General features: G+C 64.1%; 21 protein-coding genes and 1 pseudogene. 18 read left to right on the top strand and 4 right to left on the bottom strand.

What is annotated here, in order from left to right; genetic code table 11:
- The 5 genes and pseudogenes from AWB76_RS22165 to AWB76_RS22145 form a co-directional block, all read left to right on the top strand.
- Positions 1-323, top strand: a pseudogene (locus tag AWB76_RS22165) (hypothetical protein); the annotation flags it as partial.
- A gap of 10 nt (positions 324-333) precedes the next feature.
- On the top strand, positions 334-750 hold the full coding sequence (locus tag AWB76_RS22160) for a DUF4279 domain-containing protein (RefSeq protein ID WP_061162273.1): 417 nt from the start codon (positions 334-336) through the stop codon (positions 748-750).
- A 368-nt stretch (positions 751-1,118) separates the two neighbouring features.
- On the top strand, positions 1,119-1,430 hold the full coding sequence (locus AWB76_RS22155; RefSeq protein ID WP_167357774.1) for a hypothetical protein: 312 nt from the start codon (positions 1,119-1,121) through the stop codon (positions 1,428-1,430).
- A gap of 2 nt (positions 1,431-1,432) precedes the next feature.
- On the top strand, positions 1,433-1,792 hold the full coding sequence (locus AWB76_RS22150) for a hypothetical protein (RefSeq protein WP_061162271.1): 360 nt from the start codon (positions 1,433-1,435) through the stop codon (positions 1,790-1,792).
- Between the two features lie 785 nt (positions 1,793-2,577).
- Positions 2,578-3,033, top strand: coding sequence for a response regulator (locus AWB76_RS22145; RefSeq protein ID WP_063936372.1), 456 nt, complete (start codon positions 2,578-2,580; stop codon positions 3,031-3,033).
- Here AWB76_RS22145 and AWB76_RS22140 read toward each other — a convergent pair.
- The gene (locus AWB76_RS22140; protein WP_061162269.1) at positions 2,933-4,225 is read right to left on the bottom strand and encodes a cyanate transporter; all 1,293 of its coding nucleotides are present in this window, start codon (positions 4,223-4,225) and stop codon (positions 2,933-2,935) included. The two genes, AWB76_RS22145 and AWB76_RS22140, sit on opposite strands and share 101 nt — an antisense overlap.
- A 140-nt stretch (positions 4,226-4,365) precedes the next feature.
- On the opposite strand from AWB76_RS22140, the gene AWB76_RS22135 reads away from it, so the two are divergent.
- The 3 genes from AWB76_RS22135 to AWB76_RS22125 all read left to right on the top strand — a co-directional run bounded on the left by AWB76_RS22135 (position 4,366) and on the right by AWB76_RS22125 (position 6,062).
- Positions 4,366-5,070, top strand: a complete 705-nt coding sequence (locus AWB76_RS22135) for a GntR family transcriptional regulator (protein ID WP_061162291.1) — start codon at positions 4,366-4,368, stop codon at positions 5,068-5,070.
- Between the two features lie 124 nt (positions 5,071-5,194).
- Positions 5,195-5,593 carry an RT0821/Lpp0805 family surface protein gene (locus tag AWB76_RS22130; RefSeq protein WP_061162268.1) on the top strand — a complete coding sequence of 133 codons (399 nt, stop codon included), beginning with the start codon at positions 5,195-5,197 and terminating at the stop codon, positions 5,591-5,593.
- Positions 5,594-5,612: 19 nt separating this feature from the next.
- Positions 5,613-6,062 (top strand): NUDIX hydrolase, encoded by a 450-nt coding sequence (locus tag AWB76_RS22125; protein ID WP_061162267.1) that lies wholly within the window; start codon positions 5,613-5,615, stop codon positions 6,060-6,062.
- Here the strand turns inward: AWB76_RS22125 and AWB76_RS22120 are convergent, their stop codons facing one another.
- Both AWB76_RS22120 and AWB76_RS22115 read right to left on the bottom strand, forming a co-directional pair.
- Positions 6,063-7,037, bottom strand: coding sequence for a transporter substrate-binding domain-containing protein (locus AWB76_RS22120; protein WP_063936371.1), 975 nt, complete (start codon positions 7,035-7,037; stop codon positions 6,063-6,065).
- Between the two features lie 72 nt (positions 7,038-7,109).
- Positions 7,110-8,819, bottom strand: a complete 1,710-nt coding sequence (locus tag AWB76_RS22115) for a glutamine--tRNA ligase/YqeY domain fusion protein (RefSeq protein WP_061162266.1) — start codon at positions 8,817-8,819, stop codon at positions 7,110-7,112.
- A 350-nt stretch (positions 8,820-9,169) separates the two neighbouring features.
- On the opposite strand from AWB76_RS22115, the gene AWB76_RS22110 reads away from it, so the two are divergent.
- On the top strand, positions 9,170-9,382 hold the full coding sequence (locus tag AWB76_RS22110; RefSeq protein WP_041730537.1) for a hypothetical protein: 213 nt from the start codon (positions 9,170-9,172) through the stop codon (positions 9,380-9,382).
- A 5-nt stretch (positions 9,383-9,387) separates the two neighbouring features.
- Here AWB76_RS22110 and AWB76_RS22105 read toward each other — a convergent pair whose 3' ends face one another.
- Positions 9,388-10,608, bottom strand: a complete 1,221-nt coding sequence (locus tag AWB76_RS22105) for a CaiB/BaiF CoA transferase family protein (RefSeq protein WP_061162265.1) — start codon at positions 10,606-10,608, stop codon at positions 9,388-9,390.
- A gap of 212 nt (positions 10,609-10,820) precedes the next feature.
- On the opposite strand from AWB76_RS22105, the gene alaS reads away from it, so the two are divergent.
- The 9 genes from alaS to AWB76_RS22060 all read left to right on the top strand — a co-directional run bounded on the left by alaS (position 10,821) and on the right by AWB76_RS22060 (position 20,135).
- Positions 10,821-13,445, top strand: a complete 2,625-nt coding sequence (gene alaS / locus AWB76_RS22100; protein ID WP_061162264.1) for an alanine--tRNA ligase — start codon at positions 10,821-10,823, stop codon at positions 13,443-13,445.
- Between the two features lie 127 nt (positions 13,446-13,572).
- On the top strand, positions 13,573-13,818 hold the full coding sequence (locus tag AWB76_RS22095) for a hypothetical protein (protein ID WP_061162263.1): 246 nt from the start codon (positions 13,573-13,575) through the stop codon (positions 13,816-13,818).
- A gap of 149 nt (positions 13,819-13,967) precedes the next feature.
- Positions 13,968-15,002, top strand: a complete 1,035-nt coding sequence (locus AWB76_RS22090) for a threonine aldolase family protein (protein WP_061162289.1) — start codon at positions 13,968-13,970, stop codon at positions 15,000-15,002.
- A 66-nt stretch (positions 15,003-15,068) separates the two neighbouring features.
- Positions 15,069-16,217, top strand: coding sequence for a 4-hydroxybutyrate dehydrogenase (gene gbd, locus AWB76_RS22085; protein ID WP_061162262.1), 1,149 nt, complete (start codon positions 15,069-15,071; stop codon positions 16,215-16,217).
- Between the two features lie 3 nt (positions 16,218-16,220).
- On the top strand, positions 16,221-16,658 hold the full coding sequence (locus AWB76_RS22080) for an acyl-CoA thioesterase (RefSeq protein WP_061162261.1): 438 nt from the start codon (positions 16,221-16,223) through the stop codon (positions 16,656-16,658).
- 70 nt (positions 16,659-16,728) lie between these two features.
- A complete protein-coding gene (locus AWB76_RS22075) occupies positions 16,729-17,610 on the top strand; it encodes a branched-chain amino acid ABC transporter permease (protein WP_061162287.1) in 882 nt (293 codons plus the stop codon).
- A complete protein-coding gene (locus AWB76_RS22070; RefSeq protein WP_061162260.1) occupies positions 17,603-18,685 on the top strand; it encodes a branched-chain amino acid ABC transporter permease in 1,083 nt (360 codons plus the stop codon). The genes AWB76_RS22075 and AWB76_RS22070 overlap by 8 nt, the downstream gene beginning before the upstream one ends.
- A complete protein-coding gene (locus AWB76_RS22065) occupies positions 18,682-19,422 on the top strand; it encodes an ABC transporter ATP-binding protein (protein WP_061162288.1) in 741 nt (246 codons plus the stop codon). Before AWB76_RS22070 ends, AWB76_RS22065 begins: the two co-directional genes overlap by 4 nt.
- Positions 19,419-20,135, top strand: a complete 717-nt coding sequence (locus tag AWB76_RS22060) for an ABC transporter ATP-binding protein (RefSeq protein ID WP_061162259.1) — start codon at positions 19,419-19,421, stop codon at positions 20,133-20,135. The genes AWB76_RS22065 and AWB76_RS22060 overlap by 4 nt, the downstream gene beginning before the upstream one ends.
- The last annotated feature ends 8 nt before the right edge of the window (positions 20,136-20,143 follow it).

Raw genomic sequence — 20,143 nt, 5'->3', positions numbered from 1 at the left:
CCTACGCGACCGTGCAGCAGATGATGGGCAAAGCGCCGCGTGTGTCTCAGAATCTCGACGAATCGACATCGCTCGCGCACGCGCGGCCGTTTGAGTATGTGCTCGATGATCTGAGCGAGAGTGAACGACTTGCAGCGAGTACCAACAACCCAAATTGCGCGGCGAAGATGCTTGGGTACGACCGTAAGACCTTTGGAGATATATTGCACAAGTTCAAGCCAGGAAATGGTTTGGGACCAGCCGACAACGTAATCTGGCATGACAATGGGGATGTTTACTTCAAGGGCGATTACATCGGTAATTTTCATGATTGGGCAGACTAAGGCAAATCCGATGGCAATTCATCAACTCGCGCACGCAACGTTTTACATTTCCGGCGACACGCTTTCGCCCGATTTCTGGTCGCAGTATTTCGGCGTGGAACCAGATATAACGATTGTTAAAGGCCAGCCATTTATTACACCTTCCGGGCGACCGAGTCAGGTGCCGGGCCGTGTTGGGCTATGGGGAGTAGAAAGTAAAGCTGCTGTCCAAAGTGATTGCCTTGAAGCACATCTTCGATACCTGGTCGATCGGCTTCGATTGCCACGTACCGATCTTCGGCAACTGCTTGAGGACAGAGCGGTTGGGATGCGATTCTTCTGTTATTGGGACAATGAGACCGGCAATCGCGCTCCCGATGTGCCAGACGATATTCGAGCAATGATGGAAGCGCTTGGCGGAACGATCGAGATCGATGAGTATCGCTGATAGATTGATTGAACTCACGCCTTAGCTGTGGCATAAGCCTCCATCTTCCGTGGGGGCTTTTTTATGTCCACCGCTACTGCTTCACCAATGTAGGCGGCGCGCAATGTTGTACCTCGCTCGCCGTCCGACCAACGGCGCGGCGGTGCTGCTGTTCGCCTAAGGGCGCGCCGTGGCAGGGGAGCCGCAAGGCTCGCCGGTTATGTGGGACATATCCCGGTCTTCCAACCTTGCCACCGTGTCCGTCCGGCCCTTCATTTGAATGGGGCGGTTCTGGGCTTCGAACAGGAGCGAGAAATTGGGCAATCGGGAAGTCCTGACAGCCACGGGTGCTGTGAAAATCGACCATCGGCTACGCGACCGTGCAGCAGATGATGGGCAAAGCGCCGCGCGTGCCTCAGAATCTCGACGAACCGACATCGCTCGCGCACGCGCAGCCGTTTGAGTACGTGCCGAGCAACATGGGCGAGGACATGCAGACGGCTTGGTTGCCGAGCACGGGCGGTCCACCGAATAGCTGGCTTGAGAATCCGTCAGGCAAACAGCAGTGGCGATACTATGACGAGAACGGCGATGCGGCGGTGGACATCGACTTCGGACACGATCACGGATTTGGCGCTCCACATTCTCGTAATTGGGAAAATGGTAGGCGCGACAAAGGAAACCCTGTTTCAATCTTTTAGACATGATGGACATTCTGCGCAGTTATGTTTTCTTTCACGATTGGGAAATCGATGCAATCTCGACGCGCGATAACAATAGCCTGGTTTTGAGTCTCTTTTTCGATGGTAGGCGAGCACAAGTCACTTTTGTTGGAACAAGCCGTTGCGTCATTGAACACTTTGGCATGTTGAACATAGTCTATGACATTACAATCCTTCGACCCGACGAGCCGCAGTACCAGCGAGCGCTTTCACTTTTGACCACTTCAGATCGATTCTCCAAAGTTCCCGGAAAGGAAATTGCGTTTGTGGCTGCCACTGCCGGGGCGGAGATAGCTGTCGAATTCAACACGCTAGAAATCGAGGAAGTTGGGGACTCTTGAATTGATGTAGCAGTTCTGGCATAAGCCCCCCATCTCCAGCGGGGGCTTTTTTATGTCCATTGTCCAAGCACCGGCCAAACGTGGCCGGGGCGTAGCCGGACACACCGCACCTTCCAACTTCTCAGGCTTATCCCGATCTTAGCTCATTCGTGGCGAATCTCTTGCTGCTCACTATTCTGGCATTTTCGTAGTGGCGCGCTCGGAGCCCCAGCGCTCGGCTTCACGTTCGAAGTTTTGAATCGATAGCTGCGAGGCGTCTCGCGCAAGATCAGGTGATTCGCCGAACAGATCGCGAGTGCGCGCAAGCAGAACTCTCCTATGGCCCGGTCATATTTGCTCGCGGAGCGGAACCCGTTGAACTCCTGCCGCCGTCACGCGCAGCCCAAAGCCGCGTGTCTTTGCGTCCCAGAGAATGGTCTGTTGTTTGCCCGGCTCGCATTTGCAGGCGGCCACCCGAGCCGCCGTGAGATTTTCCTTTGCCTTCCCTTCGCCTTTCTTATTTCAACAAGTAACTTGTCGCGATGCGCCTCAATCAACGTCGAGAAATCTCAAATCGAGCCTCAGCAGGCCTAATCGAATCGGCTTGCTGGCCCGCTTCCTGCCCATCCTTCCCCCGCGTGCCCGCCGCAATCCCCGCAATCCCGCGCGGCGCAACGCATCGGCAAATTTAACCATCTCGTACAAGCGCTCGCTTCGCCCATCGACGGTGCGCCGATGCGTCATCGTGGCGCGCGGTGCGCCATATCGGTGAGGGCGTGCGGCGGCAACGTCGAAAGAGGGATGACTTGAACAATCGAGCATACGAAACCAGCCCGGCGCAATGCTCGCTATGGAACCGCAAGCAAGCCCGCCTACAACCCGACTCGCGCCGCGTGCTGCTCGCGATGTCCGAGCGCATGCTCGGCGCATCGCTCGCATCGCTGTTCGAGCTGAAGGGCTTTCCGACGCAGCTCGCGGTGGATGCATCGTCCGTCAGGCGCATGGTCGAAGAATGGCGCCCGCATGTGCTGTTTCTCGACACGCGCGTCGGGCACTGCGGCAACTACGCGCTGACCCGAGCGCTGCGCGAGGCCGATGACGACGCCAGCCGCCTGATCATCGCGATGAGCGGCTTTCTGCCCGAAGAGCCGATCGCGCATCTCAAGGAAGCGGGCTACGACGGGCATTGCCGCCGTCCGTGTCCCGTGTGGCAGATGACCGATCTGCTCGACGAGTTCTTCGCGTGTCACGCGGTTCGCTGACCAGCGCGGACCGCATCGCGCGCGCATAGCCGCGCGGGCCGAACACGACATTGAGCGCAATCATCGCGACGAGACTCGCGGCGAGCATCATCCACGACATCGAGAAGCCGCCGCTCACATCGCGCACGATGCCCGCGACGACCGGCGCCACCGCCGCGATGACAAAACCCACGCCCTGCACAAACGCGACGAGCCGCGCGGCCAGCGCGGGATCGTCGGCGTGATCGAGCGTGAGCACGAGCGAGAGCGCGAACACCCCGCCCAGTCCCGCGCCGAGCAACGCGACGACCACGAGCGGCGCGGAAAGCGGCGCGACGAGCAGCAGCGCAAAGCCCGCGAGCTGCACGACGAGTCCGAGCGCGATCCACGGGCGACGGTCCTTGCCGCGTCCGAAGCGCGCGGCGGCCATCGGCAACAGCATCGCCGACGATGCCTGGAACACCGTGAGCATCGCGAGCAGCGCGCCGCTTTCGGTCACGCCGCGTCCGAGCTGCTGGTAGTACGCGGGCATCCACGCGACGAGGCTCGTATAGCCGCCGTTGACGAGTCCGAAGAAGATGCCGAGCGTCCACGCGCGGCGATTGAAAAAGAGCGACGGCGCCGGCGTGGCGTGACGTGCCGATGACGCGTGCGGCAACGCGTCGGCGCGCATCAGCAGCATCCACAACGCGAGCGCGAGGAGCGCGGGCGCCGCCCAGAACGCGAGTCCCGCCTGCCACGATACGCGCGATGCGAGCGCCGGCGTGATGCTCGCGCCGAGGCCGCCGCCCGCCATGATCGATGCGGAGTAGAGGCCCATCGCGAATGGCAGGCGCGCGGCGAAGCGCGTCTTCATCACGCCGGGCAGCAACGCCTGAATGACGGCGACGCCCGTGCCCGCGACCGCCGCGCTCGCGACGAGCGCAGCCGCGTTCCCCGCAACGAGCCGCGCCGCGCACGCCGCAACGATCGCGACAAGCCCGAGCGCCACGCCGCGTGCATTGCCGATCGAGCGTGACAGCGCGCTTGCGCCGAACGCGCATACGCCCATCGCGACGACGGGCAGACCGGTCAGCATCGACGCGCCGCGAAACGACAGTCCCGTCGCGTGCAGGATCACGCCCATCAACGGACTGACGGACGTAAGCAGCGGCCGCAGATTCAGGCCGATCGCGACGATCACGGCGAGCCACGCAAAGTTCGATGCTCTCATACGACGGATTCTCCCGCGATTTGGTTGACCATTTTAGCGATGTTTGGTCAACCAAAAATACGGCGAGGCGAATAACCCGGATTCGCGCACGTCCGCGCGCGCTCGCTACAATGCGATTCAACGCAAGCACGGCAGGCATCATGGCAACGCGACAGGACACATCATCGAACGACACTTCTGCTGACGAGCGCGTCTACGCGGCGATCACGTCGGCGCTCTTGCAGGGCAAGCTCGCACCCGGCGCGCAGCTCGTCGAGCGCGAACTCGCCGCGGCTTTCGACTGCACGCGCGGCGCGATCCGCAAGGCGCTCGCGCGGCTCGGCGCCGAAGGCAAGCTCACGCTGGAGGTCAATCGCGGCGCATTCGTGCCGTCGCCGACACCCGCCGATATCCGCGAGGTGTATCGCGCGCGGCAAATCGTCGAGGCGGGCATCGTCGCGTCGTTGTGCGGCAGCTTGAGCGCGCGGGCGTTGCGGGCGTTGCGCGCTCACGTCAAAGCCGAGCAGCGCGCGGTGAAGGCGGGCAGCGTGGCGGAGTGCGTGCGTCTCGCGGGGCATTTTCATGTGCTGCTGGCGGAACTCGCCGGCGCGCCGGAAGTGGCGGCGTTTCTCGCGCAGCTCGTCGCGAAGACGGAGCTTTACAAGGCGCTCTTCGATCCGTCGAAACTGTCGAATTGCTCATCCGATGAACACGGACAGCTCGTCGATGCCCTCGCTCAAGGCGCTTTCGACGCAGCGCTCACATCGATGCGCACGCATATCGACGAACTCGAAGCGCGCGTTCTCGCGCAAGCGAGCGAGACGCGCACGAGCGATCTGGCGACGCTCTTGTCCGCGGCCGGGTAGATGGGCGTGCCGTCGGCATCGACGAAGGCGCGCATGCTATTCTCGTTGCACCCGAAGGCCCGAGCGCGGCGCGCAACAAGCCGCGAGGCCATCGGCGACACCCATCGCAACGAGGAGAATCTTCATGCCGATTCGAGATCGAGCGCTCGCTCATGCCTCCGTCCTGACGATCACGGCAGCCGCGCTCGTCGCCGTGAGCGCAGCCGCATCCGCCGCCAATCTCGGCTTCCTGAACGACACGCCGATCAGCTACATGAAGCAGCGCGACCTGCAGGCGCTCAACAACGCCGCGCAGGTCGCGCTCAACACGAAGAAGGACGGCGAATCGCTCGACTGGGACAACAAGGGCGCGGGCAACCCGGTGCCGATCAACGGCACGGTCACGCCGCAGGAAAGCTTCGAATCGGGCGGGCTCAAGTGCCGCAAGATCACGCTCGTCGCGCACGCGAAAGGGCAGACGCAGACCTGGATGCCGACCGCATGCAAGCAGAGCGACGGCAAGTGGAAGCTCAAGAAACAGTGATGAACGGGGAACGCAACCGATGACCGCCCGCACCGTATCGTGCGGCGTGGTCATGCTCAACGAGCAGGGCGACGTGCTGCTCTGTCACGCGACCGAAACCACGCACTGGGACGTGCCCAAAGGCGCCGCCGATCCCGGCGAGAGTCCGCGCGAGGCGGCGTTGCGCGAGCTTGTCGAGGAGACGGGCATCGTGCTGGACGCCGCGCGCCTGAAGGATCTCGGGCGCTTCGTGTATCGGCGCGACAAGGACCTGCATCTCTTCGCGGTCCGCGTGAGCGAAGACGAAGTGCGGCTCGAAAACTGCGTGTGCGAATCGTATTTCCCGCGCTACAGCGACGGCACCATGATTCCCGAGATGGATGCGTATCGCTGGGTGAGTCCGGCGGACGTCGACCAGTTCGCGAGCCGCAGTCTCGCGCGGCTCTTTCAGACGACGCTGTCGCTCGCCGACCTGCACGAGACGCTGTAATCAGTCGATCGTGCGGTCGTTGGGATTGGCGAAGAGCGTCTTCATTTCCGGCGACATCGGGAATTGCAGGTTGATGCCGTCCGGCGGGATCGGGCGCATGAACCAGGTTTCATAGAGCTTCGTGGCTTCGCCCGAGCGTTGCATGTTCGCGATCACATCGTCGACGATGCGCTTGAACACCGGGTCGCCCTTTCTCATCATGCAGCCATACGCTTCGTTCGCGAGCGGCACGCCCGTCACGATGTAATCGCCGCGCGCCGCGCCTTCCTGCGCGATCTTGCCGTAGAGAAGCGGGTCGTCCATCACGAACGCGACCGCGCGATCCGACTTCAGCGCGGCAAACGCCTCCGCGTGATCGCGCGCGCTGATGATGCGCAGGTTCAGCTTCCTGTCGATGCTCATCTGCCGCAGCATGCGCTCGTCCGACGTGCCCGCCGTGGTCACCACGGTCTTGTTCGCGAGCTCGTCGTAATCGCGGATGCCCGACTTCTTCTTCACGGCCATGCGGATGCCGTACTGGAAAAAGCTGTTCGAAAACGCGACGAGCGGATCGCGGTCGGCGACATGCGCGGTCGAGCCGCATTCCAGATCGACCTGATTGTTCACCACATACGAGATGCGGTTCGCCGAGGTCACCATCACGTTCTTGACGGCGAGATTGGGCATCTTGAGGCGTTTTCTGATCTCGTCGACGACCTTGAGCGCGATGTCGTACGAGTAGCCCACCGGTTGCTGCTTCACCGAGTACGAGAATGGCACCGACGATTCGCGCGTGCCCAGCACGATCGCGCCGTTTTCCACGATCTTGCGCAGCGTCGCGGAAGGCGGCATCTGATCGACGGTCGCTTGCCCCGTGGCGAGCTCGGACGCGGTCGCGGCGTGCGCACCGGCGGCTGCAATCAGGAGCGCGAAGGCGAGGGCGGCGCTTCGTTGCGCCCGCGTGCGATGCGGCGCGAAGCAATGCGGCAGCTTCATGGTGTCCTCGTTGAAAGCGGCGGGGCCGAAAAAACACGAAGGGCGCCGTGCGGCGCCCTTGTTTTGCCGATATCAGGCCGGCTTGCCCCAGCTGTCGCGCAGGCTGACGATGCGGTTGAACACGGGCTTGCCCGGCTGCGAATCCAGACGATCCGCGACGAAATAGCCGTGCCGCTCGAACTGGAAGCGGTCTTCCGCGTTCGCATCGCGCGCGCTCGGTTCGAGATACGCGTTCACGACGCGCTTCGAATCCGGATTGAGCGCGTCGAGGAACTCCGCGCCGCCCGCGCCGGGCTGCGGCTCTTTGAAGAGGCGGTCGTAGAGACGCACTTCGGCCGCATACGCCGTTGCCGCGCTGACCCAGTGAATCGTGCCCTTCACCTTGTAGCTGTTCGCGCCTTCGGTGCCCGACTTGCTGTCCGGGAAGTAGTTGCAATGCACGGCGATCACGTTGCCGTTTTCGTCCTTGTCCGCGCCCGTGCATTCCACGATGAACCCGTACTTCAGACGCACCTTGTTGCCCGGGAAAAGGCGGAAATAGCCCTTCGGCGGCGTTTCCTGGAAGTCCTCGCGCTCGATCCACAATTCGCGCGAGAACGGGAACGTGCGCACGCCGCGATCCGCATGATGCGGATGCACGGGCGCGCTGCATTCCTCGCTCTGACCTACCGGATAGTTGTCGATGATGAGCTTCAGCGGATCGAGCACGGCGATCGCGCGCGGCGCTTTTTCATCGAGATCGTCGCGCAGCGCGCCTTCGAGGATGCTCATGTCGATCCACGAATCGACCTTGGTCACGCCGACGCGCTCGACCATCAAACGGATGCTTTCCGGCGTGAAGCCGCGACGCCGCACACCGACGATGGTCGGCATGCGCGGATCGTCCCAGCCATCGACGTGATTTTCCTGCACGAGTTGCAGCAGCTTGCGCTTGCTCGTGATCGCGTACGTGAGGTTCAGGCGCGAAAACTCGATCTGCTGCGGCAGCGGGCGCTGAAACACGCCGTCGTCCGCGAGCTGCGCGAGGAACCAGTCGTAGAGCGGCCGATGATCCTCGAACTCCAGCGTGCACAGCGAGTGCGTGATGTTCTCGATCGCGTCCGACACGCAGTGCGCGTAGTCGTACATCGGGTAGATGCACCACGTGTCGCCGGTGCGGTAGTGATGCGCGAAGCGGATGCGATAGATCACCGGATCGCGCATGTTGAAGTTCGGCGACGCCATGTCGATCTTCGCGCGCAGCACGTGCTCGCCTTCCTTGAACTCGCCCGCCTTCATGCGGCGGAAGAGGTCGAGGTTTTCTTCGGGCGAACGGTCGCGATACGGCGAATTGATGCCGGCTTCGGTGGCCGAGCCGCGCGTCGCGCGCATCTCGTCCGCCGTCTGGCTGTCGACATACGCCTGGCCCTTCTTGATGAGCATCTCGGCGTATTCGTACAGCTTGTCGTAGTAGTCGCTCGCGAAGTATTGGTGCTCGGTGCCGTCCTTGTTCCATTCGAAGCCGAGCCATTTCACGGCGTCGATGATCGAATCGACGTATTCGACGCTTTCCTTCTCGGGATTCGTATCGTCGAAGCGCAGATGGCACACGCCGCCGTAATCCGCGGCGAGGCCGAAGTTCACGCAGATGCTCTTCGCATGGCCGATGTGCAGATAGCCGTTCGGCTCCGGCGGAAAGCGCGTCTCGACCCGCTGCGACCATTTGCCCGAGCGGTTGTCGTCTTCGATGATGTTGCGAATGAAATTGGATGGCGCCGGAGCGTCGTTGCGATCGGTGTTCATGCGGAAAAGGTGGCAGCGGATGCGCTCGCGCGCGTGAAACGGTTCGGGAAGCGTTTCGCGGTGCGCAGCGACCGGAAACGCGTACGAAGGCCTTGAATATTGGGTCGATTCTACCTTACGCAACCGTCCGGGGCAGGCGCCGACGGCGTTCGGACCGTTTTGCGAGTTCCGTTACACCGATTACGGCGAAACGCGCCGATCGTAACCACCGTAACGGGACGTAAATCGCGTTGAAAGGCGCGTGTGCGGCCTCTTAAGATCGGCTCGCCTGCATCGATCGCGCGGTTTCGGCGTCGCGTTCCTGCACGAAAAGCACAACACATCACAACGACAACACAAGGAAGCCCATCATGAAGAAGATCGCCATCACGACGCTCAAGTTCGCCGCCGCAGCCGCGCTCGTGTCGAGCCTCGCCGCCTGCGCGAACGTATCGCGCCAGCAGGCGCACGCCGGAGTCGGCGCGGCCGCCGGCGGTGCGCTCGGCTATCTGGTCACGGGCGGCCCGATCGGCACGGTTGCGGGCGCGGCGGCGGGCGGTCTGATCGGCGCGGGCGTCCGATAAACCGCTCAGATGGCCTTCAATTCCCGCAGACGCGCGATTCTCGCCTCGTCGTAGCCGAGCACGTCGGCGAGCACGCTCGATGTGTGCTCGCCCAGCAGCGGCGGATGCGTGCGCGCTTCGGGCGGCGTCGCGCTCATCTTGATCGGGCTCGCGACGAGTTTCACCGTCCCGCCCGTCGGATGCGGCACATCGATCTGCATCCGGCGCGCGACGACTTGCGGGTCCTCGAACACTTCGCCCAGATCGTTGATCGGACCGCACGGCACGCCCGCCGCTTCGAGCTCGGCGATCCATTCGTGCTTGCCTTTCAGGCGGACCATGTCGGCGAGGACCGGCACGAGGATGTCGCGGTTGCGCACGCGCGACGGGTTCGCGGCGAAGCGGGTGTCGTCGGCCAGTTCCGGGCGTCCGCCCGCAGCGACGAACTTGCGGAACTGCCCGTCGTTGCCCACGGCGACGATGATCCAGCCATCGCTCGTCTGGAAGGTCTGATACGGCACGATGTTCGGATGCGCGTTGCCCCAGCGCACCGGCGGTTTGCCGCTCGCGAGAAAATTCGTGTTCATGTTGGCGAGCATCGCGACCTGGACGTCGAGCAGCGCCATGTCGATGTATTGCCCTTCGCCCGTGCGGTCGCGGTGCGCGAGCGCCGTGAGCACGCCGATGGTCGCATACATGCCGGTCATCAGATCGGCGATCGCCACGCCCGCCTTCTGCGGACCGCCGCCGGGCTGGCCGTCGCGCTCGCCGGTGATGCTCATGAAACCGCCGATTCCCTGCACGATAAAATCGTAGCCCGCGCGCGACGCGTACGGCCCCGTCTGCCCGAACCCCGTGACCGAGCAATAGACGATGTCCGGCTTCACCGCTTTCAGCGATTCGTAATCGAGCCCGTACTTCTTCAGTTGCCCGGCCTTGTAGTTTTCGAGGACGACATCGCTTTGCGCGGCCAGCTCGCGCACGATCTGCTGGCCTTCCGGCGTGGCGATATCGACCGTGACGGAGCGCTTGTTGCGGTTCGCCGCGAGATAGTACGCGGCCTCGTGCGTGTCTTCGCCATCGGGCGTCTTCAGGTAGGGCGGGCCCCAATGGCGCGTGTCGTCGCCGGTTTCGGGCCGCTCGATCTTGATGACGTCCGCGCCGAAGTCGGCTAAGGTCTGCGCGCACCACGGTCCCGCCAGCACGCGGGTCAGGTCCAGCACGCGGATATGACTCAAGGCTCCCATTCGATGTGTCTCGCTCTGGTTGTGTCTCCGGACTGCGAATGTCGCACAGAACCGCCGCGCGCGCGATAGCGGGCGATTTTGCGAGCACGCCCGTCGGACGGCCGGGCGCGGCGAATCCCGTATAATCGACAATCACCCTTGTTCCGCCGGCAACGCTCGAAAAGAGCCGCCCGCGGGCGCCATCAAAGAACCGAAGACACGCCCCGTACGCTATGAAAGCCGCCGAAATACGCGAGAAATTCCTGAAGTTTTTCGAATCGAAGGGCCACACGATCGTGCGTTCGTCGAGCCTCGTGCCCGGCAACGACCCGACGCTGCTCTTCACCAACTCGGGCATGGTCCAGTTCAAGGACGTGTTCCTGGGCAGCGAATCGCGTCCGTATTCGCGCGCGACCACCGCGCAGCGCAGCGTGCGCGCGGGCGGCAAGCACAACGATCTGGAGAACGTCGGCTACACCGCGCGCCACCACACGTTCTTCGAGATGCTCGGCAACTTCTCGTTCGGCGATTACTTCAAGCGCGACGCGATCCACTACTGCTGGGAGCTGCTGACCAAGGTCTACGCGCTGCCGGCGGAAAAGCTCACCGTCACCGTCTACCAGGAAGACGACGAAGCCTTCGACATCTGGGCGAAGGAAATCGGCGTGCCGGTCGAGCGCATCATCCGCATCGGCGACAACAAGGGCGCGCGCTACGCATCGGACAATTTCTGGCAGATGGCCGACACCGGCCCGTGCGGTCCGTGCTCCGAAGTGTTCTACGATCACGGCCCGGAAATCTGGGGCGGCCCGCCGGGATCGCCTGAAGAAGACGGCGACCGCTTTATCGAGATCTGGAATCTCGTGTTCATGCAGTTCAACCGCGACGCGCAGGGCAACATGACGCCGCTGCCCAAGCAGTGCGTCGATACGGGCATGGGCCTCGAACGTCTCGCCGCCGTGCTGCAGCACGTGCACAGCAACTACGAAATCGACCTGTTCCAGAACCTCATCAAGGCCGCGGCGCGTGAAACGAACACGCCCGATCTGGAAAACAACTCGCTGAAGGTGATCGCGGACCACATCCGCGCGTGCTCGTTCCTGATCGTCGACGGCGTGATTCCCGGCAACGAAGGCCGCGGCTACGTGCTGCGCCGCATCGTGCGCCGCGCGATCCGTCACGGCTACAAGCTCGGCAAGAAGGGCGCGTTCTTCAACAAGCTCGTGGCGGATCTCGTCGCGGAAATGGGCGCGGCGTATCCGGAACTCGCGGACGCGCAGCAGCGCGTGACGGACGTGCTGCGTCAGGAAGAAGAGCGTTTCTTCGAGACGATCGAACACGGCATGTCGATTCTGGAAGGCGAACTCGCCGATCTGGAAAAGAAGGGCGTGAAGCAACTGGACGGCGAACTCGCGTTCAAGCTGCACGACACCTACGGCTTCCCGCTCGATCTCACGGCGGACGTCTGCCGCGAGCGCGGCGTGACCGTCGACGAACCCGCGTTCGACGACGCGATGGCGCGTCAGCGCGACCAGGCGCGCGCGGCGGGCAAGTTCAAGCTCGCGGCGGGCCTCGAATACTCGGGCGCGAAGTCCACGTTCCACGGCTACGAAAAGGAAATCTTCGACGACGCGAAAATCCTCGCGCTGTATGTCGAAGGCGCATCGGTTCAGCAGACGCGAGCCGGACAACAAGCGGTCGTCGTGCTCGATCACACGCCGTTCTACGCGGAATCGGGCGGTCAGGTCGGCGATCAGGGCGTGCTCGCGAACGCGAACGTGCGCTTCGCCGTCGCGGATACGCTGAAGGTGCAGGCCGATGTCGTCGGTCATCATGGCACGGTCGAGCAGGGCACGCTCAAGGTCGGCGACGTCGTGAAGGCGGAAATCGACGGCGTGCGCCGCGGCCGCACCGCGCGCAATCACTCGGCGACGCACCTGATGCACAAGGCGCTGCGCGAAGTGCTCGGCGGCCACGTGCAGCAGAAAGGTTCGCTCGTCGATGCCGACAAGACGCGCTTCGACTTCGCCCACAACGCGCCGATGACGGACGAAGACATCCGCCGCGTCGAGCAGATCGTGAACAACGAGATCATCGCGAACGCGCCGGGCGTCGTGCGCGTGATGCCGTACGACGAGGCGGTGAAGGGCGGCGCGATGGCGCTCTTCGGCGAAAAGTACGGCGACACGGTGCGCGTGCTCGATCTCGGCTTCTCGCGCGAGCTGTGCGGCGGTACGCACGTCCAGCGCACGGGCGACATCGGCTTCTTCAAGATCGTGATGGAAGGCGGCGTCGCGGCGGGCATTCGCCGCGTCGAGGCGATCACGGGCGACAACGCGGTGCGCTACGTGCAGGAGCTGGATCAGCGCATCAATGCGGCGGCGGGCGTGCTGAAGGCGCAGCCGTCTGAACTGACGCAGCGTATCGCGCAGGTTCAGGAGCACGTGAAGTCGCTGGAGAAGGAACTCGGCGCGCTCAAGTCGAAGCTCGCAGCGAGCCAGGGCGATGAACTCGTGTCCAAGGCCGTCGATGTCTCCGGCGTGCAGGTGCTCGCCGCGCAACTCGAAGGCGCGGACGTGAAGACGCTGCGCGAAACCGTCGACAAGCTGAAGGACAAGCTGAAGAGCGCGGCGATCGTGCTCGCATCGGTGGAGGGCGGCAAGGTCAGCCTGATCGCGGGCGTGACGCCGGATGCATCGAAGAAGGTGAAGGCGGGCGAACTCGTCAACTTCGTCGCGCAGCAGGTCGGCGGCAAGGGCGGCGGCCGTCCCGACATGGCGCAGGCAGGCGGCACGGAACCGGCCAATCTGCCGGCCGCGCTCGCGGGCGTCACCGGCTGGGTTCAGCAGCAGCTTTAAACGCTTTTCGCGTTCCGTTAGAAACGGCTCGATCTGATCAAGATCGAGCCGTTTTTGCTTACAGGCTGTCAGGCACATCGCGTGCATCTCTCCCATCGCGTTCATCAACTACAAAGGGAGATGCATCATGAGTCGCAAAATCGCAATGATCGTACTGACGTCGGCGATGCTCGCTGCAACCGGCGCCGCGCAGGCGAAGGGCTGTATCGAAGGCGCGGCGGTGGGCGGCGTAGCGGGACACGTCGCCGGCAAACACGGCACCGCGGGCGCGGTGGGCGGCTGCGCGATCGGCCATCACGAAGCCAGCAAGAAGGACAAAAAGGCGCAGGAGGCGCAACAGGCCAACGCCGCGAGTGCGCCGAACAGCAAGTAACCCTGACATCGCACGGACCGGCGCCACGGCGCGCGCCGGTCCGTGCCGCTAAAATGGCCGGATCGCCGGCCGCGCGAATCATCCGTTCGCGCGTGCCTCGTTCAAGCACAGGCCATCACAGCGACCCCATGACAGCGCCCACGGACCCGATCCAACACTTTGCCTCCGATAACTACGCAGGCATCTGCCCCGAAGCGCTACAGGCGCTGATTCAGGCCAATACGAGCGGCCACGAGCCCGCCTACGGCGACGATTCGTGGACGACGCAAGTCTGCGACCGCATCCGCGATCTCTTTCAGACCGATTGCGAAGTCTTCTTCGTGTTCAACGGCACGGCGGCGAATTCGCTCGCGCTCGCGTCGCTGTGCCAGTCATATCACTCGGTGATCTGCCACGAACTGGCGCATATCGAGACCGATGAATGCGGCGGCCCCGAGTTCTTCTCCGGCGGCTCCAAGCTGCTCACCGCGAAGGGCGAGAACGGCAAGCTCACGCCCGACGCCATCGAAGAACTCGTCACCAGACGCGCCGATATCCACTATCCGAAGCCCAAGGTCGTCGCGCTCACGCAGGCGACGGAAGTCGGCACTGTCTACACCGTCGAGGAAATTCGTGCAATCGCGGCCATCGCCAAGCGCCGGCATCTGAAGATACACATGGATGGTGCGCGTTTCGCGAATGCGGTCGCGACATTGAACGTGCATCCGTCGGAGATCACGTGGCGCGCGGGCGTCGACGTGCTGTGTTTCGGCGGCACGAAAAACGGCTTGCCGGTGGGCGAGGCGGTCGTGTTCTTCGATAAGGCGCTCGCCGCGGATTTCGCGTATCGGCTGAAGCAGGCCGGACAGCTCGCGTCGAAGATGCGCTTCATCTCCGCGCCGTGGCTCGGCCTGCTCGACGACGATGTCTGGTTGCGCAACGCCCGCCACGCGAACGCAACGGCTTCGCTGATGGCCGAAGGCCTGAGCAGCATTCCGGGCGTGTCCTTGCTGTTCAAGCCCGAATCGAACGCGGTGTTCGCGGAATTGCCGTCGCACGTCGCGGCGGCGTTGCGGGCGAAGGGCTGGCGCTTTTATCAGTTCATCGGTTCGGGCGGCTGCCGTCTGATGTGCGCGTGGGATACGAAGCGCGAAACCGTCGAGCGCTTCGTCGATGAAGTGCGCGCATTGTCCGCGTCGATCTAACCCCGATTGACACCATCGCCGCGCCGCTCCTAACATGCCCGCACACCTTCCACCGATTCCCGCGCCATGGCCTTCATCTTCTACCTGACCCACATTCATCTCGGCTACGACGCGCTGGAGACGCTGCAAAGCGAGTGCGCGCGCATCGGGATGAAGCGTCCGCTCGTCATCACCGATAAAGGCGTCAGGGCGGCGGGACTCGCCGATCGCGTGACCGAAAGCGCTAAGCTCGGCGCGCTGCCGGTGTTCGACGACACGCCGTCGAACCCGACCGAAGCGATGGTCATGCAAGCCGCCGCGCACTACAAAAGCGAAGGCTGCGACGGGCTGATCGCGGTGGGCGGCGGCTCGTCGATCGATCTGGCGAAGGGCGTCGCGATCGCCGCGACGCACGGCGAGCCGCTCACGGCCTACGCGACGATCGAAGGCGGCAGCGGCAAGATCACGGAGCGCGCGGCGCCGCTGATCGCGGTGCCGACCACATCGGGCACGGGCAGCGAAGTGGCGCGCGGCGCGATCATCATTCTGAACGACGGGCGCAAGCTCGGCTTCCATTCGTGGCATCTGCTGCCGAAATCGGCGATCTGCGATCCGTCGCTCACGCTCGGCCTGCCGCCCATGCTCACCGCCGCGACCGGCATGGACGCGATCGCGCATTGCATCGAAACATTTCTCGCGCCCGCGTTCAATCCGCCCGCCGACGGCATCGCGCTCGACGGCCTTGAACGCGCGTGGGCCAACATCGAGCGCGCGACGCACGACGGCCAAGACCGCGACGCGCGCCTGAACATGATGTCCGCATCGATGCAGGGCGCGATGGCGTTCCAGAAGGGCCTCGGCTGCGTGCATTCGCTGTCGCATCCGCTGGGCGGGCTCGCGGTGAACGGACGCACGTCGCTGCATCACGGCACGCTGAACGCGGTCGTGCTGCCCGCCGTGCTGCGCTTCAACGAAAGCGCGCCGACGGTCGTGGCGGACCGGCGTTTCGCGCGCATGCGCCGCGTGATGAATCTCGTCGACGATGCCGATGTCGCGCAGGCCGTGCATGACATGACCGCGCGTCTCGGCTTGCCGACGCGTCTGTCGCAGATGGGCGTCGACGAAAGCATGTTCGACAAGGTGGTGAAGGGCGCGCTCGCGGATCATTGCCACAAGACGAATCCGCGCGAAGCGAGCGCCGGCGATTATCGACGCATGCTGATGGAGTCTCTCTGAGCGATGAGCAAGCCGGTTCCGACCACGCGCGCCGATTACGCGCACTTTCTGCCGATCAGCACGCGCTGGTCGGATAACGACGTCTACGGGCATATCAACAACGTCGTCTATTACAGCTACTTCGACACGGTCGTGAACGAGTATCTGCTGCGCGCGGGCGTGCTGGATTTCAGCGAGGGCGAGACGATCGGACTCGTTGTCGAGACGCGCTGCAATTTCTTCGCGCCCGTCGTGTTTCCGGAACCGATCGAGGCGGGCTTGCGTGTCGAGAAGCTCGGCAATACGAGCGTGCGCTATGAAGTCGCGATCTTCACGCAAGGCTCGGACGAAGCCGCGGCGCAAGGGCACTTCGTGCATGTCTATGTGGATCGCGTGACGCGCAGGCCGGTGCCGTTGCCCGCGCCGCTCGTCGATGCGCTGACGCCGCTCATCACCGGCTGAGGGTCGCGTCTTGCTCCAGTGGTTCTGCGTGAGTCTGCTCAACGGCGTGAGCGTGGGATTGCTGCTGTTCATGCTGTCGGCGGGACTCACGCTGATTTTTTCGATGCTCGGCGTGCTGAACTTCGCGCACGCGAGCTTCTACATGCTCGGCGCGTATGTCGGACAGGCGCTCGCCGCGTATGGCGGATTCTGGTTTGCGTTGATCGTCGCGCCGGTGGTCGTCGGCGTTGCCGGCGGCTTCTTCGAACGCCTGCTGTTGAGACGCGTGCACGCGCGCGGCGCGCTCGCCGAAATGCTGCTGACGTTCGGCGCGGCGATCGTCATCGGCGAGGGCGTCAAGCTCGTCTGGGGACTCGGGCCATTGCCCGCCGCCATTCCGAGTGTGCTCGACGGACCGTTGTTCACGCTCTATGGCGCATCGTTCGCGCGCTATCGCGTGTTCATGATGGCGGTGGCGATCGCCATGCTCGGCGCGTTGTGGATCGTCCTGCGCGCATCGAAGACGGGCCTCGTCGTGCGCGCGGCGCTCACGCATCCGGCGACCGTCGAAACGCTCGGTCATGACGTGCCGCGCGTATTCACGATGATCTTCGCCGTCGGCACCGCGCTCGCTGCGCTGGGCGGCGTGATCGGCGCGCCGCTCGCCGTCATCGAACCCGCGATGGCCGATGCAATGGGCCCGATCGTGTTCGTCGTCGTCGTGATCGGCGGGCTCGGGTCGCTGGCCGGTGCGCTCGTCGCATCGCTTCTGATCGGCTGCGTGCAGACCTTCGCGGTCGGCGCGAGCGCGACGGCGGGCGGCATCGCGGCATCGCTCGGCGTGACGTTGCCGCCTGCATGGGGCGCGTTGACGGTCGCGCAACTCGCGCCGGTGCTGCCTTATCTGCTGCTCGTCGCGATGCTGGCCGCGCGGCCGCGCGGGCTTTTCGGCGAGCGCACAAGAGATGCTTAAGCTCATCGTCGCGTTGATCGTCGCGCTCGCGTTGCCGCCGCTCGTCTTCGATCAGTCGTGGCTGCTCGCGTATCTCGCGCAGACCGCGACGCTCATCGTTCTCGCGCTTTCGTACAACCTGCTGCTCGGCGAGACGGGTTTGCTTTCGTTCGGCCACGCGGTGTATTCCGGGCTCGGCGCGTTCGCCGCCGCACATGCGTTCAATCGCTTCGGCGTGCCGTTGCCGTTGCTGCCGATCATCGGCGGATGTGCGGCGATGGTCGTCGCCATCGTCTTCGGCGCGATCTCGACGCAACGCGCGGGCACGGCCTTCGCGATGATCACGCTCGGCATCGGCGAGCTTGTTGCCGCGTGCGTGTGGCTCGTGCCGGGCTGGTTCGGCGGCGAGGGCGGCGTGACGATCGATCGCGCGAGCGGCCCGGCGTTCTTCCCGTGGACCTTCGGGCCGCCGCGCGAAGCGTATGCGTTGATCGCGTGCTGGTGCGTGTTGTCGGCGCTTGCGATGTTCGCGTTCTCGCGCACACCGATGTGCCGTCTCGCGAACGCCGTGCGTGACAACCCGGCGCGCGCCGCGGCGATCGGCTTCGCGCCTGCGCGCGTGCGTTTGCACATGCTCGTCGTGTCGGCGTTCTTCGCGGGCGTCGCGGGCGTGCTTGCGTTGATCAATCTCGAATTGGTGTCGTCGGAGAGCGTGGGTCTCGCGCGTTCGACGAGCGTGCTCGTCGCGACCGTGATCGGCGGCGCGGGCACGTTCTTCGGGCCGATGATCGGCGCGGTGCTGCTCACGTTCTTCAGCGTCGCGCTCGCGAGCGTGACGCCTGCATGGCCGATGTACCTTGGCCTCTTCTTCATGTGGATCGTCGTGGCGGCGCCGGACGGTATCGCGGGCCTCGTTCGACGCGATGCGCGGTCGATGTGCGTCGGCATGTTGAGCGCAGTCGCGTGGGGCGTCGCGGTCGTCGTGACGGTCGAGGCGCTCTATGCGCATCGAATCGATGCGCATGCGTGGCTCATCGCCATGCCGTGCGCGTTGCTCGGCCTGTGGCTCGCGCGACGCATGAGGATCGCGCGATGAACGCCGCGCTCGAAGTGCGCGGCATCGTCAAGCGCTTTGGCGCGACGCACGTGTTGCGCGGCGTCGATCTGCACGTCGCGCAGGGCGAACGGCATGCGCTCATCGGACCGAATGGCGCGGGCAAGTCCACGCTCTTCGATCTGATCTCGGGACGCGCGCGGCCCGATGATGGACGCATCGTTGCGAACGGCGCCGACATAACGGGCAAGCCCCCGCAGCGCGTCTCGCGTTGGCTTGCGCGCAGCTTCCAGACGACGAGCGTGTTCGGCGGCTTGTCCGTGCTCGATAACCTGCGTTGCGCGGCGCTCGGCGCGGCCTCGTCGAGCGTTATCGATCGATGGCTGCCTTCACGACGAGTCGATGATCGCGCGCATGCGATGCTCGATGCCATCGGCCTTGCCGCACGCGCCGATGATCTCGCCGCGCGCCTCACTTACGCGGAGCAACGCGCGCTCGATCTGGGCATCGCGCTCGCCACCGATGCGCCGCTCATCCTGCTCGACGAGCCCACTGCCGGCATGAATCGCGCGGAAGCGACGCGCGCGCTCGACCTGATTCGCACGACGACGCAAGGGCGCACGCTGCTCGTGATCGAGCACGACATGGATGCGGTGTTCAATCTCGCCGATCGTATTTCGGTGCTGGTGCGAGGGCGCGTGATCGCATCGGATACGCCGGCTGCGATCCGCGCAAATCACGATGTGCAGGACGCGTATCTCGGCGGAGTCGCGTCATGAGCGCGCAATTGCGTATCGAGGATGTACGCGCGTGGTACGGCGCGGCGCAAGTGCTGCACGGCGTGAATCTGTCCATCGACGAAGGCGAAGCGGTCGCGCTCGTCGGCCGCAATGGATCGGGACGATCGACGCTCGCGAAAGCCATCATGGGCCTCGTTCGATGCACGGGCGACATGCGTTATCGCGATGTTCAACTCATCGGCTTGCGGTCGCATCGCATCGCGCGAATGGGCATTGGGTACGTGCCGGAAACGCGCGACGTGTTTCCCGCGCTTACGGTGCGCGAGAATCTTTTGCTCGGCGAACGGAAGGGCACGCGCTTTACGCTGAACGATGCGTATCGATTGTTTCCCGTGCTCGAAGAGCGCGCGCCGGTGAAGGCGGGCGCGCTATCGGGCGGCGAGCAGCAGATGCTTGCGCTTGCCCGCACGCTGACGGGCGATCCGTCGCTCGTGGTCATCGACGAACCCGGCGAAGGGCTTGCGCCGCAAGTGCTCGCGCAAGTGGCCGCGTGTCTCGCGATGCTGCGCGAACGTGGCGTCGCGATGCTGCTGATCGAAGAACGATTGACGATCGCGCGCACGCTCGATGCGCGCGTCGCGGTGATGGGGCACGGGGCGATACAGTTCGATGGAACGATCGCGACGCTCATGCAAGACGAGGCGATCACTCGGCAGTGGCTCTCGGTCGGCGGCTCGGTCGTTTCAGGTTAATATGCCCG

Origin of the sequence: Caballeronia temeraria (assembly GCF_001544795.2) — a bacterium.
Lineage (GTDB): Bacteria > Pseudomonadota > Gammaproteobacteria > Burkholderiales > Burkholderiaceae > Caballeronia > Caballeronia temeraria.
The sequence above is the reverse complement of the archived record's forward strand: the minus strand, read 5'-3'. Positions and strand labels throughout refer to the sequence as shown.

What these genes read in the sequence shown, in the direction of transcription:
- AWB76_RS22065 (WP_061162288.1), top strand. Translation starts at nt 18,682, where the DNA reads ATGAACGCCGCGCTCGAAGTGCGCGGCATCGTCAAGCGCTTTGGCGCG.
- AWB76_RS22075 (WP_061162287.1), top strand. Translation starts at nt 16,729, where the DNA reads ATGCTGTCGGCGGGACTCACGCTGATTTTTTCGATGCTCGGCGTGCTG.
- AWB76_RS22130 (WP_061162268.1), top strand. Translation starts at nt 5,195, where the DNA reads ATGCCGATTCGAGATCGAGCGCTCGCTCATGCCTCCGTCCTGACGATC.
- AWB76_RS22105 (WP_061162265.1), bottom strand. Translation starts at nt 10,608, where the DNA reads ATGGGAGCCTTGAGTCATATCCGCGTGCTGGACCTGACCCGCGTGCTG.
- AWB76_RS22115 (WP_061162266.1), bottom strand. Translation starts at nt 8,819, where the DNA reads ATGAACACCGATCGCAACGACGCTCCGGCGCCATCCAATTTCATTCGC.
- AWB76_RS22155 (WP_167357774.1), top strand. Translation starts at nt 1,119, where the DNA reads ATGATGGGCAAAGCGCCGCGCGTGCCTCAGAATCTCGACGAACCGACA.
- gbd (WP_061162262.1), top strand. Translation starts at nt 15,069, where the DNA reads ATGGCCTTCATCTTCTACCTGACCCACATTCATCTCGGCTACGACGCG.
- AWB76_RS22070 (WP_061162260.1), top strand. Translation starts at nt 17,603, where the DNA reads ATGCTTAAGCTCATCGTCGCGTTGATCGTCGCGCTCGCGTTGCCGCCG.
- AWB76_RS22110 (WP_041730537.1), top strand. Translation starts at nt 9,170, where the DNA reads ATGAAGAAGATCGCCATCACGACGCTCAAGTTCGCCGCCGCAGCCGCG.
- AWB76_RS22095 (WP_061162263.1), top strand. Translation starts at nt 13,573, where the DNA reads ATGAGTCGCAAAATCGCAATGATCGTACTGACGTCGGCGATGCTCGCT.
- AWB76_RS22135 (WP_061162291.1), top strand. Translation starts at nt 4,366, where the DNA reads ATGGCAACGCGACAGGACACATCATCGAACGACACTTCTGCTGACGAG.
- AWB76_RS22140 (WP_061162269.1), bottom strand. Translation starts at nt 4,225, where the DNA reads ATGAGAGCATCGAACTTTGCGTGGCTCGCCGTGATCGTCGCGATCGGC.
- AWB76_RS22125 (WP_061162267.1), top strand. Translation starts at nt 5,613, where the DNA reads ATGACCGCCCGCACCGTATCGTGCGGCGTGGTCATGCTCAACGAGCAG.
- AWB76_RS22060 (WP_061162259.1), top strand. Translation starts at nt 19,419, where the DNA reads ATGAGCGCGCAATTGCGTATCGAGGATGTACGCGCGTGGTACGGCGCG.
- AWB76_RS22080 (WP_061162261.1), top strand. Translation starts at nt 16,221, where the DNA reads ATGAGCAAGCCGGTTCCGACCACGCGCGCCGATTACGCGCACTTTCTG.
- AWB76_RS22160 (WP_061162273.1), top strand. Translation starts at nt 334, where the DNA reads ATGGCAATTCATCAACTCGCGCACGCAACGTTTTACATTTCCGGCGAC.
- AWB76_RS22120 (WP_063936371.1), bottom strand. Translation starts at nt 7,037, where the DNA reads ATGAAGCTGCCGCATTGCTTCGCGCCGCATCGCACGCGGGCGCAACGA.
- alaS (WP_061162264.1), top strand. Translation starts at nt 10,821, where the DNA reads ATGAAAGCCGCCGAAATACGCGAGAAATTCCTGAAGTTTTTCGAATCG.
- AWB76_RS22150 (WP_061162271.1), top strand. Translation starts at nt 1,433, where the DNA reads ATGATGGACATTCTGCGCAGTTATGTTTTCTTTCACGATTGGGAAATC.